Source organism: Streptomyces sp., assembly GCF_035644915.1.
Classification (GTDB): domain Bacteria; phylum Actinomycetota; class Actinomycetes; order Streptomycetales; family Streptomycetaceae; genus Streptomyces.
On sequence record NZ_DASQNP010000071.1, the window covers coordinates 30,591 to 45,421 of the forward strand.

General features: G+C 74.4%; 11 protein-coding genes. 4 read left to right on the forward strand and 7 right to left on the reverse strand.

Features of this window, described 5'->3' with window-relative positions; translation table 11 throughout:
- Nucleotides 1–138 precede the first annotated feature (138 nt).
- Entirely contained in the window at nt 139–2,724 is a 2,586-nt protein-coding gene (locus tag VE546_RS07985; protein ID WP_324920066.1) for an ATP-binding protein, read from the forward strand.
- Nucleotides 2,725–2,799: 75 nt separating this feature from the next.
- Here VE546_RS07985 and nucS read toward each other — a convergent pair whose 3' ends face one another.
- The gene (gene nucS / locus VE546_RS07990) at nt 2,800–3,471 is read right to left on the reverse strand and encodes an endonuclease NucS (protein WP_324920068.1); all 672 of its coding nucleotides are present in this window, start codon (nt 3,469–3,471) and stop codon (nt 2,800–2,802) included.
- A 220-nt stretch (nt 3,472–3,691) separates the two neighbouring features.
- On the opposite strand from nucS, the gene VE546_RS07995 reads away from it, so the two are divergent.
- Nucleotides 3,692–4,084 (forward strand): SCO5389 family protein, encoded by a 393-nt coding sequence (locus tag VE546_RS07995; protein ID WP_324920070.1) that lies wholly within the window; start codon nt 3,692–3,694, stop codon nt 4,082–4,084.
- A gap of 87 nt (nt 4,085–4,171) precedes the next feature.
- Here VE546_RS07995 and VE546_RS08000 read toward each other — a convergent pair whose 3' ends face one another.
- Entirely contained in the window at nt 4,172–5,275 is a 1,104-nt protein-coding gene (locus tag VE546_RS08000; RefSeq protein WP_324920073.1) for an LLM class flavin-dependent oxidoreductase, read from the reverse strand.
- 265 nt (nt 5,276–5,540) lie between these two features.
- On the opposite strand from VE546_RS08000, the gene VE546_RS08005 reads away from it, so the two are divergent.
- Nucleotides 5,541–5,864: an ATP/GTP-binding protein gene (locus VE546_RS08005; RefSeq protein WP_324920074.1), complete on the forward strand. Its 324-nt coding sequence runs from the start codon at nt 5,541–5,543 to the stop codon at nt 5,862–5,864.
- A 51-nt stretch (nt 5,865–5,915) separates the two neighbouring features.
- Here the strand turns inward: VE546_RS08005 and VE546_RS08010 are convergent, their stop codons facing one another.
- The 5 genes from VE546_RS08010 to mce form a co-directional block, all read right to left on the reverse strand.
- Complete coding sequence (locus tag VE546_RS08010) at nt 5,916–6,845, reverse strand: ABC transporter permease (RefSeq protein WP_324920077.1); 930 nt, start codon at nt 6,843–6,845, stop codon at nt 5,916–5,918.
- Nucleotides 6,842–8,116, reverse strand: a complete 1,275-nt coding sequence (locus tag VE546_RS08015; RefSeq protein WP_324920079.1) for an ABC transporter ATP-binding protein — start codon at nt 8,114–8,116, stop codon at nt 6,842–6,844. Before VE546_RS08015 ends, VE546_RS08010 begins: the two co-directional genes overlap by 4 nt.
- 199 nt (nt 8,117–8,315) lie before the next feature.
- Entirely contained in the window at nt 8,316–9,263 is a 948-nt protein-coding gene (locus VE546_RS08020; protein WP_324920080.1) for a cellulose-binding protein, read from the reverse strand.
- 124 nt (nt 9,264–9,387) lie between these two features.
- Nucleotides 9,388–12,774, reverse strand: a complete 3,387-nt coding sequence (gene scy, locus VE546_RS08025) for a polarized growth protein Scy (RefSeq protein ID WP_324920082.1) — start codon at nt 12,772–12,774, stop codon at nt 9,388–9,390.
- Nucleotides 12,775–12,923: 149 nt separating this feature from the next.
- Nucleotides 12,924–13,355 carry a methylmalonyl-CoA epimerase gene (gene mce, locus VE546_RS08030; protein WP_324920084.1) on the reverse strand — a complete coding sequence of 144 codons (432 nt, stop codon included), beginning with the start codon at nt 13,353–13,355 and terminating at the stop codon, nt 12,924–12,926.
- A gap of 137 nt (nt 13,356–13,492) precedes the next feature.
- Between mce and VE546_RS08035 the strand changes: the two genes are divergently transcribed.
- Nucleotides 13,493–14,704, forward strand: coding sequence for an acetyl-CoA C-acetyltransferase (locus VE546_RS08035; protein WP_324920086.1), 1,212 nt, complete (start codon nt 13,493–13,495; stop codon nt 14,702–14,704).
- The last annotated feature ends 127 nt before the right edge of the window (nt 14,705–14,831 follow it).

Genomic DNA, 14,831 nt, shown 5'->3' on the forward strand with positions numbered 1-14,831 from the left:
GGACTAGGGTCTAGGGTTCGGATTCCCGCCGCCTACACTGCGCTGCGGACGGCCACCGGACCACGAGCGAAGGCGAGCGTACGGTCGGCCCGGGAGAGCTGAGCTTCAAGTACGCACCGCATCTGGGGGCACCGAACCATGGACCCGACCCACCGGGGACCCGAGGAACAGGACAGTGGGGCCATCACCCGCGCGATCCCGCTCATAGCGGGTGAGTACCTGCTGACGATCAATCCCGTCGACGGCAGTGAGATCGAGCCCTGCCCGCCCGGCGAGCACCCCGGCACGCCCCGGCGGCGCACCGCCGAATCCCGTGCCGAGCGGGAGCGCGCCGCGACGGCGCCGGTTCCCCCGGGGACCTCGCTCCCCGACCTGCCGCTGCTGGAACGCGACGAGGAGCGCGAGCGCCTCGTCCGGCTGCTCCGGCGCGGCCGGTCGGTCCGGCTCACCGGGCCCCGGGGCTCCGGACGCAGCGCCCTGCTGGCCGCCGTCGCCGCCGAGTGCGCCGACCTCGCCCCGGACGGCGTCGTCCGCCTCAGCGGCTGCCAGCGCACGCCCGGCGACCTGCTGTACGAGCTGTTCGCCGCCGTCCACGACGCCCCCCGCCACCGTCCCGGCCACGCCGAGCTGCTGGAGGCGCTGCGCGACGTCGGCGCGGTCGTCCTGCTGGACGACGTCGAGTTCGGCGGCAAGGGCCTGGACTCCCTCCTCGCCGCCACGCCCGAGTGCGCCTTCCTCGTCTCGGCCACGCCCGACACCCCCGCCCCCTCCGCCGACGCCCCCCTGGAGGAGGTCTTCCTCTCCGGCATCAGCCGCACCGCCTGCCGGGAGCTGATGGAGCACATCGCCCGGCGTCCGCTCACCGAGGAGGAGGCGAACTGGGCGTCGGACCTGTGGTTCGAGTCCGAGGGGCTGCCGCTGCGGTTCGTCCAGGCCGGGGCGCTGCTGCGGCAGCGCGACGCGGACGCGGCGGACGGCACGGACGCCGCCGCGCCGCTGCCGGCGCTCACCGAGAGCGCGGCCACCGCACCGCTGCTGGCCGCCGGACTGTCCGAGGTCGCCCGCGAGGTCCTGCGCTTCGCCGTCGCGCTCGGCGGCGTACTGCCGCACCCGTCCCACCTGCCCGCGCTGGTGGACGACCCCCACGCGGACGAGGCCCTGGGCGAACTGCTCGCCTGCGGCCTGGTCACCACCGCCGGAGCGCACTACCGGCTCGCCCCGGGCGTGACCGGACGCCTGGCCGAGGCCGGGTACGAGGAGGGGGCGGACGACCGCGCCCACACCGTCGCCCGGCACTACGCCTGGTGGACCGGCCACCCCTCGGTCACCCCGGAACAGGTGGCGCAGGAGGCCGAGGCGGTGCTCGCGGCCGTCCAGGGCGCCCAGCGCGGCGGCCACCCGAGCGCGGCCGTGCTGCTGGCCCGTACGGCCGCGCCCGTCCTCGCCGCGTCGCTGTACTGGAGCGCCTGGGAGCGGATGCTGCGCGGCGGCCAGGAGGCGGCGCGCACGGCGGGCGAGGTCGCCGAGGAGGCGTACTTCCACCACGACCTGGGCGTGCTGGCCCTGTGCACCGGCAACCTGGACCGGGCCCGCGCCGAACTGGAGGCGTCCATCGGGCTGCGCGGAGTGCTCGCCGACCGCCGGGGCACGGTGGCCGGGCGGCGCGCGCTGGCCCTGGTCGAGGACCGCTCCGCGCTGCGGGCCGGAGACCCGGGCGGTGCCCCGCGGAGCCAGGCCGCCCCGGCCGGGCTCACCAAGCCCCTCGCCGTGTCCCCGCCGAGCGCGGCGGCCGCCCCGAACGCGCCGACCGAGCGGATCGCGCCGGTCGCGCCGACGGAGCGGACCGCGCCCACGGAACGGACCGCGCCGACCCCGGTGCTCGCCCCGTCCGGACCGCAGACCACCGGCGGCACACCGGCGCTGGACAAGCTGCCCCCCGCCCTCACCGTCCCGCCGGTGACGGTGGGCAGCGCGTACGACGAGCCGCACGACACCGGGGCGCTGACCCGGCCGACACCGGTGGTCCGGGACGCGCACGGCCGGGGCGGCGGGAACGGCGGCCCGGGCCGGGGCCCCGGCGGCCCCCGGAAGCTCGCCGCCCTGGGGGCCCGGCGCAACATGCTCGCGGCGGGCGCGGGCGCGCTGCTGGCCGTGGCGGTCGGCGCGGTCGTCACGCTCGGCGTGACCTCGGACGGGGAGGAACCCACCGGCAGCGTGAACCCGTCGGTCTCCTCCCAGGAGGACGAGGGCATCACCGTGGAGAACCCCGAGCCGAGCTCCAGCGACCGGCCGGAGAAGCCGGGACCGAGCAGCGCGCCGGGCACCTCCGGCACGCCGTCCACCTCCGGCACCCCCTCCTCCGGCGCCTCCGGGTCGTCCACCGCCACCTCCGAGGCACCGCGGGCGGACGAGTCGGACGCCTCCGCCGGCGAGGACCCCTCGGGGCCCTCCTCCGGGCCGACCTCCAGGCCCACCACCAGGCCGACCACGCCGGACGAGCCGGAGCCGACGGACACCGGCACCACCGAGCCGGAGCCGACGGACACGGGCACCACCGAGCCGGAGCCGACGGACTCCTCCGGCAGCGGGGGGACCTCCAGCGGCGGGACCACCAACACCGCCAGCGGGCCCGCGTCCGGCAGCGCCGTCCCGAGTGACGGCCAGGTCCAGGGGAGCGGCCCGGCCACCGGGCCGGCGGGCCCGGGGGAGAGCCCGGTCATGTGACACGTCCGCCCCCGGCCGGATCCGCCTGGACGCGGACCCGGCCGGGGGCGGGACGGTGGAACGCCGTGACGGCCCTCAGAACAGCCGCAGCTTGTCGTCCTCGATGCCGCGCAGCGCGTCGTAGTCGAGGACGACGCAGTCGATGCCGCGGTCCGTGGCCAGCACGCGCGCCTGCGGCTTGATCTCCTGGGCCGCGAACACGCCCCGCACCGGCGCCAGATGGGGATCGCGGTTGAGCAGTTCCAGGTAGCGGGTGAGCTGTTCGACGCCGTCGATCTCGCCGCGCCGTTTGATCTCGATCGCGACGGTGTTCCCCTCCGCGTCCCGGCCCAGGATGTCCACCGGTCCGATGGCGGTGGGGTACTCGCGCCGGATCAGCGACCATCCCTCGCCGAGGGTCTCCATTCGGTCAGCGAGCAATTCCTGGAGGTGTGCCTCCACGCCGTCCTTGATCAGGCCCGGATCGACGCCGAGTTCGTGCGAGGAGTCGTGCAGGATCTCCTCCATGGTGATGATGAGCTTCTCACCCGTTTTGTTCACCACCGTCCAGACGGTGACCCCGTCCTCCTCGCTTTCCTTCAGGGTGCATGGCGGAGACATCCAGTTGAGGGGCTTGTAGGCCCTGTCGTCCGCGTGGACCGAGACCGATCCGTCGGCCTTCACCAGGATCAGACGGGGAGCCGACGGGAGGTGGGCGGTGAGCCTTCCGGCGTAGTCCACGGAGCAGCGGGCGATGACGAGACGCATGGTCGGTCACGCTACTGGACACCGGGTGGTGCACGCGATTCGCCCCTGGTTCTCCCCGTTCGACGATGGCTTGTTGTGTGCCCACACGCCTGGTGCCGCCGTACGCGGCGGCATAACGTTGCAGCCGGGGGCGTCGCCGTACGAGATCGTTCGGTTACGCGGCGGGGCCTCTGTCCCGTCCGTGAGATCCCGTTCGTCCGGGATCGCGAGAGGAGTCATCATGTCGCTCGACGTCTCACCGGCCCTCCTGGAACAGGCCGAGCGAGGCGAAGTGGACGAAGCCGCCTTCGTCGACTGCGTCCGTACGTCCCTGCCCTACGCGTGGGACATGATCAGCTCCCTGGTGGCCCGACTCAAGGTGGACGGCGGGGACATCGCCGACAACCAGACGCCGCCGCCGGACGAGCAGGCCCGCGGCCAACTGCTGCGCGCGCTGGCGAGCGACGCGATACGCGGCGCGCTGGAGCGGCACTTCGGGGTGAGACTGGCCTTCCAGAACTGCCACCGGGTGGCGGTCTTCCCGCTGGACGCCTCCGCGGACGAGCGGCTCGCCCGCTTCACCTCCATCCGCGGCCAGCTCCTCAACCAGTCGCCGGAGCTGCGCGACTGCTGACGCCCCACCGCTGACGCCCGTCCACCGTATCCGGCGCACGGTGTTCGGGCCCCGGCCCTACGGCCGGCGGCGGGACGGCCGGCCGGGTCACGGTGTCGTGCCCGGCCCCGTACGCGCCGACGCGCTGTACGGCGCATCCAACGGCGTACGCGCTGCCGCTGCTCGGGGGAGGAGCGGCAGCACCTCGGCGCCCAGCCGCTGGACGTTCAGCTCGGTGCCGACCAGGTCCCCCGAGCCCTCCACCAGAAGGGCGAACCGGCTGATCCCGGTCCGTTCCGCGGTGGCCGCGAGCCGGTCCGCGCACAGCCGGGGCGGGCCGACCGGGTGCAGCGAGCACAGCAGCTCGGTGTAGGCGAGCGGGTCGCGCATCGCGCGGGCCCTGCCGTCCACGGTCGTGTGCGCCTCCAGGCCCTGCCGCAGCCAGCCCGGCATCGCCTTGGTGAGGGTCTCCACGGCCTCCTCGCGGGTGTCGGCCACCTGCGCCACCCCGGCCGACACGTGCCCGGCCGCCGCCACGGCCTCCGGCGCGAGACCCGCCGCCCGCGCCTCGCGCCGCCACAGGGCGACCATCTCCGCCTTCTCCTCGTCCCCGCAGTGCATCCCCAGCAGCATCGGCAGCCCGCGCGCCGCGGCCAGCCGCACGGACGCGGGGGAGGTGCAGGCGACCAGCACGGGCACCGCGCCCGGACCGGAGACGCTCTGGTCCGGGCGCGGTACGACGGGGACCTCGCGGAAGCGGTAGCGCTCGCCGTCCGCGCCGACCCTCGGCTCGCGCAGCCAGCGCAGCAGCAGGTCCAGCGACTCGGGGAAGCCCCGCTCGTACGCCTGGAGACCGCCGCCGAAGACCTCCAGGTCCACCCAGGGGCCGCCGCGTCCGACGCCGAGGGTGAACCGGCCGCCGGTGGTGAGGTGCAGCAGCGCCGCCTGTTCGCCGAGGGCGACCGGATGCACGGTCGGCAGCACGCTCACGGCGGTGCCCACCCCGATGCGCCGGGTGCGCCCCAGCAGCAGCGCGGCCAGGGTGACCGCCGACGGGCAGACGCCGTAGGGCACGAAGTGGTGCTCGGCCACCCACACGGCGTCCAGCCCGGCCCGCTCGGCGGCCTCCGCGGAACGCACGGCGCGGTGGAGCGTCTCGTCCTGCCCCTGCCCCGGGAACTGCGCCGCCAGCACGAAAGCCCCTACGCGCATCGCCCTGCCTCCTCATCGGTACGGGACCGCTCACGGCGCCCCGCGACGGGCTCCCCGGCCGGTCCTCTCTGGTGGTCCGGTGGCAACAACGCCCGACACGTGCCCAGGGCACGGCCTGCCGGGGAGTTTTTCCGATGGTGTAACGAGGACGCGGCGCCGGCCGGCGAGGCGGTGCCCTCCGCACGCCCGGCGGGGACGTGCGTAGGCTGGACGGAGTAGTGACACCGGTCGGGCCGCAGGCCCCGAACCCCCCGTGAGGTGCCCCTTGTCCCCGCGTCGAAACCGCCCGCGCGGCGGTGGCAGCTCCGTCCGCCGCGCCGGCGGGGCGGACGACCGCTACGGCCTGGAGAACACCGAGGAGTGGCGGGGCGAGGAGTGGGTGGTGCGGCAGATCGCCGGGTACGCCGCGGTCAAGCACTACCGCTGCCCCGGCTGCGACCAGGAGATCCCGCCCGGGGTGCCGCACGTGGTGGCCTGGCAGCGCGAGGGCCGGGTGGAGGACCGGCGGCACTGGCACCGGGCGTGCTGGAACGCCAGGGACCGCCGGAGCGCGCGGCTCCAGCGGTCCCGTCAGGCGCCGAGGTACTGACCCGCCGCCGGCGTCCCCGGGGTCCTCGCGGACGCCCCGGGGCGCCGGACGTCAGACGTCGCGGGTGGAGATGCGGGCGTACGCGCCGATCAGCGCGGCCAGGGTGACGGCCGCCAGCAGTCCGAGCAGCGGCCAGCCGGTGTCGCTCGCGTCGCCCTCCATCGACAGGCGGAACAGCGACGACAGCCCGTTGAGCACCGAGTACTCGCGCAGCTTCTCGCCGAACTCCCGCACGCTCTCGCCGAAGAGGAACAGCGAGACGATGAAGGGCAGCAGCACCAGCCCGAGCATGGTGGTGATCGCCCCCGGAGTGCTGCGCAGCAGCGTGCCGACCGCCAGCGACAGCAGCCCGAGCAGCGCCACGTACAGCGCGGCGCCGACCGTGGCCCCCAGCCACTCGCCGGTGGAGGCGACGGCCTCGCCGGCGGCGAGGGTCTCCTCGTTGAACATCTGCGGATCGGTGTACTGCGACAGGGGCTTGCCCTCGACCGCCGCCGCGTGGACGAGCGCGGTCAGCGTGCAGGCGACCAGCGTCATCACGAAGGACAGCAGGAAGAAGACGACGGCCTTGGCGGTGAGCACCCGGGCGCGCTGCGGGCAGGCGGTGAGGGTGGTGCGGATCATGCCGGTGCTGTACTCGGAGGTGATCACCAGCACCCCGAGCGTGATGACGCACAGTTGACCGAGCATCAGCCCGAAGAAGCCGCCCGCGAGCACCGGCGCCCCGGCGTGCTCCTCGCTGCCGATGGCCAGGGCGGTGAGGAGTCCGACGCCGACGACGAGGACGAACATGATGCCGAGCGTCCACATCGTCGACCGCACCGAGCGGATCTTGGTCCACTCCGAGGCGATGGCGTGCCCGAGGTGGGTGCGCACCACGGGGATCGGCGAGGCGTACCCGGGGCCGCCGGCCCGCGGGCCGGCCAGGGGCGCTCCCGGCGGCACGGGGGGTGCGGCGTGGCTCTGCTGAGGAGTGGTCATCGGGCGTCCTCGCTGTCGCGCTTGGTCAGGTCGGCGGGAGCGGCGGCGCCTTCCGGCGCGGCGGCGGGCGCGGGCGCCGCCGCGGGCTGCTGGGGAGGCTGGGGAGGTGCCTGCGGAGGCTGTGCGGCGGGGGGCTGCGGGGAGACCGGGGGCACCGCGTACGGGTTCACCTGGCCGGGGAACGGGCCCGGCGCGTGCCCCGGCACCTGGCCGGGGAACGCGCCCGGCACCGGCGGGGCGTACCCCGCCGCCGGGACGGCGCCCTGCGGCGGCGGCCAGGCACCGGGGACCATCCCGGGCGGGGGCGCCGCGTACCCGGCGGGAGGCTGCGCCAGCAGCCCGGCCCGCTGGTCCTCGGTGGAGCGGTAGTCCACCGCGCCCTGGGTCATGCGCATGTACGCCTCCTCCAGGGAGGCCGAGTGCGGGGAGAGTTCCCACAGCCGTACGTCCGCGGCGTGCGCCAGGTCGCTGATCCGCGGCAGCGGCAGCCCGGTCACCCGCAGCGCGCCGTCCGGTTCCGGCTGGACGTGGCCGCCCGCCTCGGCGAGGGCGGCGGACAGCTTGTCGCGCTGCTCCGGCTCGTCGTCGGGAGTGCGGACCCGCGCGAAGTCCGCCGAGTTGTGCGCGATGAAGTCCTTCACGGACATGTCCGCGAGCAACTGGCCGCGACCGATCACGATCAGGTGGTCGGCCGTCAGGGCCATCTCGCTCATCAGGTGGCTGGAGACGAAGACGGTGCGGCCCTCGGAGGCGAGCTTCCTCATCAGGTTGCGGATCCAGAGGATGCCCTCCGGGTCCAGGCCGTTGACCGGCTCGTCGAACAGCAGCACCTGCGGATCGCCGAGCAGCGCCGCCGCGATGCCCAGCCGCTGGCCCATGCCGAGCGAGAAGCCCTTGGAGCGCTTCTTGGCCACGTCCTGCAGGCCGACGACCCCCAGCACCTCGTCCACGCGCCGCGCGGGGATGCCGGACAACTGGGCCAGGCACAGCAGGTGGTGGTACGCGCTGCGTCCGCCGTGGATCGCCTTGGCGTCCAGCAGGGCCCCCACCTGCCGCGGCGCGTTGGGCAGTTGGCGGTACGGGCGGCCGTTGACGGTGACGTGCCCGGCGCTGGGCGTGTCCAGCCCCAGGATCATCCGCATGGTGGTGGACTTCCCGGAACCGTTCGGCCCCAGGAAACCGGTGACGACCCCCGGCCGCACCTGGAAGGAGAGGTTGTACACGGCCGTCTTGGCGCCGTAGCGCTTCGTCAGGCCGACTGCTTCGATCATGTTCTTCCGCCCCTGCTGTCCCTAGAGGTCCGGGGCGCACCGCCCCCCAATGGAACTAGGAGCGTATCGGGGCGCGTTCGGTTCCCGGCGGTCGGTCCGGGCGGCAGGACGCCGACGCCCCGTGCCACTTGGAGGTGGCACGGGGCGTCGGCCTCACCGTTCGCGGACGGTCCGGCGTACCGCCGTGGGCGGCGCCGCGTCAGCGCGACTGCTGCGCGGGGACGCCGCGGCCCAGCGACTCATCGTCGCTGTCGCTGCTCGACTGCCCGCTCGCCGCGACGGCCGCGCCGGTGAGCGTGGCCAGCATCTCGCGGACGTTGGTGAGCTGGGCGTTGATGCTGTCGCGGCGGTTGGTGAGGGCCGCCAGCTCGCGCTCGGACTCGCTGCGGATGCGGTCGGCCTTGGCGTTGGCGTCGGCCACGATGTCCTCGGCCTGGCGCTGGGCGGTCTCCACCGTCTGGCGGGCGCGGCGCTCGGCGTCGGTGCGCAGCTTCTCGGCCTCCAGGCGGAGCTGCTCGGCGCGGTGCTCGATCTCCGCCAGCCGCTTCTCGGCCTTGGCCTGACGGGAGGCCAGGTCGCGCTCGGACTGCTCGCGCCGCTTGGCCAGGTTGGTCTCGAAGTCGGCGGCGGCCTGCGCTGCCTTGGCCCGGGTGTCCTCGAAGAGGGCGTCGGCCTCCTCGCGCTTGGCCTGGGCGTCCTTCTGCGCCTCGGCCCGCAGCGTCGCGGCGTCGGACTTGGCCTTCTCGACGATCCGGGCACCCTCCTCCTCCGCCTTCGCCTTGCGCTCGGCGGCGTAGGCCTCGGCGTCGTTGCGGACCTGCTGGGCGGCGGACTCGGCCAGTTCGCGGTGCTGCTCGGCGGCCCGGCGGGCCTCCTCGCGCAGGTCCTTGGCCTCCTCCTCGGCGAGCCGGAGGATCTTCTCGACCCGGGCACCCAGACCGGCGTACGACGGCTCGGAGTCGTTGATCTGGGCCTGGGCGTTCTGCGTCTCGAGGTGCAGTTCCTCGATGCGCTTCTCCAGAGACGCGATGCGGGCCAGCGCGCTGTCACGGTCGGCGACGAGCTTCGCGATGCGGTCGTCCACCTGCCCGCGGTCGTAGCCACGCCGCACGAGCTCGAAGCCGAAGGGAGAGGAAGTGTCGCTCATGGGGTTCCTGTCGAGTCAGACGGGGTCGGACGGGAGAGTGATACAGGGAATCCTAGGGGGGAAAGCGGCGTGTCATCGAGAAGATGCCGGTTTGATATGCACAATGTACGCCCGTTCGAGTGGCTCAACTCTTGCTCTGCTTGCTGTTCGCATGTGCCGATCCTGCTCCAACGCCTGCTTTGACAGCGCTCTTTGATCCCCCGTCAGAATTCTTTCCGTTCTTGCCGTCCTTTCCGTTCCTGCTGCTCGCGGCGGGAGCCTCGAACGACTCCAGCGCCTCCAGGACGTCCTGGACGCGGGAGATCTCGGCGTTGATGTCCTCGCGACGGCGGGCCAGCACGTCGAGTTCGCGCCTGCCCTGCTCCAGGGTCCGCTTCGCCTCGGCCTCCGCCTCGGCGCGTACGCGTTCGGCCTCCTTGATGATCGCGGCCTTCTTCTGCTCGGCCTCCTTGAGCAGGCCCTCCGCCTTCTTCACCGCCGCGATGCGGACCTTGCTCGCCTCGGCGTCGGCGTCCGCCATCGTCTGGCGGGCCTTCTCCTGAGCCTCGGCCAACTGGTCGCTGGCCGCCTTCACGAGCTTGTCCACGCGCTCGCCGGCGGACCGCATCGCCTCGGCCGCCTCCCGGCGCGCACGCTCGTGCAGCTCCTCGACCTCGGCCTCGGTCCGGGTCCGCAGCTCCTCGGCGCGCTCCCGTATGGCGTTGGCGTCGCGGCGGGCCTCCTCCAGCATGACGTCGGAGTCCTTGCGGGACTTCTCCACCAGCGTGGTGCTCTCCGCCCGCGCCTCGGCGACCAGCCGCTCGGCCTCCTTGCGGGCGGCGCCGACCATGGCGTCCGCCTGCTCCTCGGCCGCCGCCGCGGTGCGGACGGCCTCCTCCTGGGCCTTGGCGATGAGCTGGTCGGCCTGCTCGGCCGCGTCGCCCAGCCGGCGCGCCGCCGCCTCGCGGGCCTCGTCCCGGACGCGATCGGCCTCGGCACGCGTCCGCTCGGCCTCCTCCTCGGCCGTGGCCCGCACCCGCTCCGCCTCGGCGATCGCCTCCGAAACGGTGCGCTCCGCCAGCGACTTGGCGGCGTCCGTCTCCTCCTGGGCCTCCCGGCGCAGGGTGGCCGCGGCGTGCTCGGCCGCGGACCGCAGGCCGGCGATCTCCTCCTCGGCCTGCTCGTGCATCCCCGCGACCGCGTCGCGCACCTGCTGCGCCTGCTGCTCGGCGGCCGCGACCAGTTCGGCCGCCCGCCGCTCGGCCTCGACGACCAGGCGCTCGGCCTCGGCCTGCGCCTCCTCGACGCGCTTGCGCGCCGCGGCGAGCAGGTCCTCGCTCTGCTCCCGGGCCTGGGCGCGCTCGCGGCCGGCCTCCTCGCGGGCGGCGGCGAGCAGTTCCTCGGCCTCGCGGCGCCGCCGCGCGGCCTCCTCCTGGGCGGCGGCCAGCGCCTCGGCGGCCTCCGCGCCCGTCCGCTCGGCCGCCGCGTTGGCCTCCGCCCGCACCCGGTCGGCCGTCTCCTGGGCCTCGGTGCGGAGCCGCTCGGCCTCGGTCGCGGCCTCGGTGCGCAGCCGTACGGCCACGGCCTCGCCCTCGGCGCGGGCCCGCGAGGCGTCCGAGACGGCCTCGGTGCGGAGCCGCTCGGCCTCCTCCTCGGCCTGCTGCCGCAGGGCGCGCAGCCGCTCCGCCGACTCGGCGCGCAGCCGCTCGGTCTCGGTGATGGCCTCCTCGCGCAGCCGCTCGGCCTCGGCCCTGGCCTCGCGGAGCCGCTCCTCGGCCGCGGCCAGCCGCTGCTCCGCCTCGGCGCGCAGCCGCTCCAGCTCCGCCTCGGCCTCGGCACGGCGGGCGCGGACGGCCTCCTCGGTCTCCTCGCGCAGCCGCTGCCCGGCCCGCTCGGCCTCCTCCCGGGTGCGTTCGGCCTGCTGCTCGGCCGCGGTGCGCAGCTCCTCGGCCTCGGCGCGGGCCCGCTCCAGCGCCTCCTCGGCCTGGCGGCGCAGGGTGGCGGCACGCTCGATCGCCTCGGTGCGGACCCGCTCGCTCTCGGCGGTGGCGGCGTTGCGGGTCTCCTCGGCGTCCGCCTTGGCCTGGCTGAGCAGCTCCTCGGCGCGGCTGGCCGCCTCCTCGATCTGCTGAACGGCCTCACGGCGGGCCTCGCCGCGGATCCGCTCGCCCTCCTCCACGGCCTCGGCGCGCAACTGCTCGGCCTCGCCGCGCAGCCGCCGCGCCTCCTCCTGGAGCTCGACGGTCTTGGCGCGGTACTCCTTGGTGTCGTTCTTGGCGGCGCCCTTGAGCTGCTCGGCGACGTCGTGCGCCTCGGCCCGCAGCCGGTCGGCCTCCGCCTCGGCCTCCGCGCGCAGCCGCTCGGCCTCCTCGGCGGCCGCCTTGGTGGTGGCCTTGGCCTCCTCGGACGCCTTGGTGAGCACCTCCTCGGCCGTACGGGCGGCCTCGGCGAGCTGGGCGGCCGACTCCTCGGCCGACTTGGCCCGGGCGGTCTCCCGGGCCTCGGCGATCAACCGCTCGGCCTCGGCGCGGGCGTCGGCCCGCACCTGCTCGGCCTCGGCCTTGGCGGCCTCCGCGTCCTTGGTGGCCTCGGCGACCATGCGGGCGATCTCGGCCTTGGCGACCCGGGTGCGCTGCTCGTTCTCCGCCTCGGCGTCGGCCAGCCGCTTGGCGGCGGCCTCCCGGGCCTCGGCGAGGACCTTGTCGGCCTCGGCGCGGGACTCGCGCAGCGCCGTCTCGGCCTCCTGCATCCGCTGCTCGGCCTGGCGCACCAGGGCGGTGGCCTCGCGGCGGGCGGCCTCGGACTCGGTGGCGGTGGACGTGCGGAGCCGCTCGGCGTGCTCGGTGGCCTCCTGCGCCTGGGCGGAGGCCGCGTTCAGCAGCCGCTCGGCGTCCGTGCGGGCCCGGCGCAGCAGGGCCTCGGCCTCGGCGCGGGCGGCCTCGGCCTCCGCGGCCAGCCGCTGCCGGGACTGCTCGGTCAGCCGCTGCGCCTCGGCGCGGGCGGCGGCCAGGGTCTGCTCGGCCTCGGCCCGCGCCTCGTCCATCAGCCGGCGGGCCTGCGCCTCGCTGCGGGCGCGGAGCTGCTCGGCCCAGGCCACGTTCTCGTTGACGTGGGACTCGACGGTGGCGCGGCGCTCGTTGAGCTCCTCGTCCAGGCGCTGGCGCCGGGCGACCGCCTCGGCGTGCAGCTCGGCCTCCATCCGGGCCTGCCGCTCGGCGTGCTCCTGGAGGAGTCTCTGGGTCTGGGCGCGGGCCTCGCGCAGTTCGCGCTCGGCGTCGGCGCGCAACTGTTCGGCCTGGATCTGGGCGTTGCGCAGAAGCTGCTCGGCCTGGTGCGACAGGTTGTCGTAACCGGCCGGGCGCGCGGCGAGAGCGCGGCGCGCCTCGTGCAGCTTGGCGCGCAGCACTTCGACCTGGTAGCCGAGGTCGTCGGCGTGGTCGACCGCCTTGTCCCGCTCGTCCTTCAGCCGCTTCATCTCGGCTTCGAGCCGGGATAGGTGGTCGTCAGCCTCGTAGCGGTCGTAACCCCGCACTGCGCGGTCCCATCCGTCCCCTGGTCGTGGTGAAGGTGAACTGACCCTTCGGAAGAAATGGTGTCAGATCATCGGCGGGACTTGGGACGGACCCCAGCCAGCCCGCAGCCCCGGCCGAACGGCCACTCTACCGGCCGGGGAAGCGGACGTCAGTGGTGCGAGGGAGCGGAGGTGACCAGTTCCGTGAGCACGCCGTGGCAGTCCTTGGGGTGCAGGAAGGTGATCCGCGACCCCATCGAACCGGTGCGCGGCTCGTCGTACAGCACGCGGACGCCCTTGGCGCGGATCGCCTCGGAGTCGCCGTCCACGTCGGCGGTGCCGAAGGCGATGTGGTGCACCCCCTCGCCGTTCTTGGCCAGCCACTTGGCGACGGGGGAGTCGTCCCGGATGGGTTCGAGGAGCTGGAGGTAGGACGCGCCGCCGTCGTCCGTGCCGTTGATCCGCAGCATGGCCTCGCGCACCCCCTGTTCCTCGTTCACCTCGGTGTGGAACACCTCGAAGCCGTACGTGGCACGGTAGAACTCGACAGTCTTGTCGAGATCGAAGCAGGCGATCCCGATGTGGTCGATGCGCGTCAGCATGGAGACAGTGCACCTCCTGGCGGTGTGGTTACGCAACGTGCGCACGGTCACACCGACCGACCGGTGACCCGGGGCCGCACCCCTCACTACATTGGCGATAACCCTCGTTAACTTCCCTGCTCCGAAGGGGCCGCACCGTGACCGAAACGACGAACTCCGCGTCCACCACCTCCGTGATCGTCGCGGGTGCCCGTACGCCCATGGGCCGCCTGATGGGCTCGCTGAAGTCCTTCTCCGGCGCCGACCTCGGCGGCATCGCCATCAAGGCCGCCCTGGACCGCGCGGGCATCGGCGGCGACCAGGTCCAGTACGTGATCATGGGGCAGGTGCTCCAGGCCGGGGCGGGGCAGATCCCGGCGCGGCAGGCGGCCGTGAAGGCCGGCATCCCCATGAACGTCCCGGCGCTCACGATCAACAAGGTCTGCCTGTCCGGGCTGGACGCCATCGCGCTGGCCGACCAGCTCATCCGCGCCGGCGAGTTCGACGTGATCGTCGCGGGCGGCCAGGAGTCCATGACCAACGCCCCGCACCTGCTGCCCAAGTCCCGCGAGGGCTTCAAGTACGGCGCGGTGCAGATGCTGGACGCCATGGCGCACGACGGGCTCACCGACTCCTTCGAGGGCATCGCCATGGGCGAGTCCACCGAGAAGCACAACACCCGGCTGGGCATCGGCCGCGCCGAGCAGGACGAGATCGCGGCGCTGTCCCACCAGCGGGCCGCCGCCGCGCAGAAGAACGGCCTGTTCGACGCCGAGATCACCCCGGTGGAGATCCCGCAGCGCAAGGGCGAGGCGGTCCTGTTCACCAAGGACGAGGGCATCCGGCCCGAGACGACGGCGGAGTCCCTGGCCAAGCTGCGTCCGGCCTTCGCCAAGGACGGCACCATCACCGCCGGCTCGTCCTCGCAGATCTCCGACGGCGCCGCCGCGGTGGTCGTGATGAGCCGGGCCAAGGCCGAGGAGCTGGGCCTGGAGTGGATCGCCGAGATCGGCGCCCACGGCAACGTGGCGGGCCCGGACAACTCCCTGCAGTCGCAGCCGTCCAACGCCATCCGGCACGCGCTGAAGAAGGAGGGCCTGGACGTCGGCGACCTCGACCTCATCGAGATCAACGAGGCGTTCGCGGCCGTCGCGGTGCAGTCGATGAAGGACCTCGGCGTTGACCACGAAAAGGTGAACGTCAACGGTGGCGCCATCGCGCTGGGTCACCCGATCGGGATGTCCGGCGCGCGGATCGTGCTCCACCTCGCCCTGGAGCTCAAGCGCCGGGGCGGCGGCGTGGGCGCGGCGGCGCTGTGCGGCGGCGGCGGCCAGGGCGACGCCCTGATCCTGCGGGTGCCGCGGAAGTGACGGCCCGGGCACGGGCCCGGACGTACGCGTCCGGGCCCGTGCGACCGGCGGTACGGCACCGGTGGTACGACAGAGACGGCCGGACAGAGACGGCCGACGGACGGCCGAGGAGCGAGGAGCGCAGCAC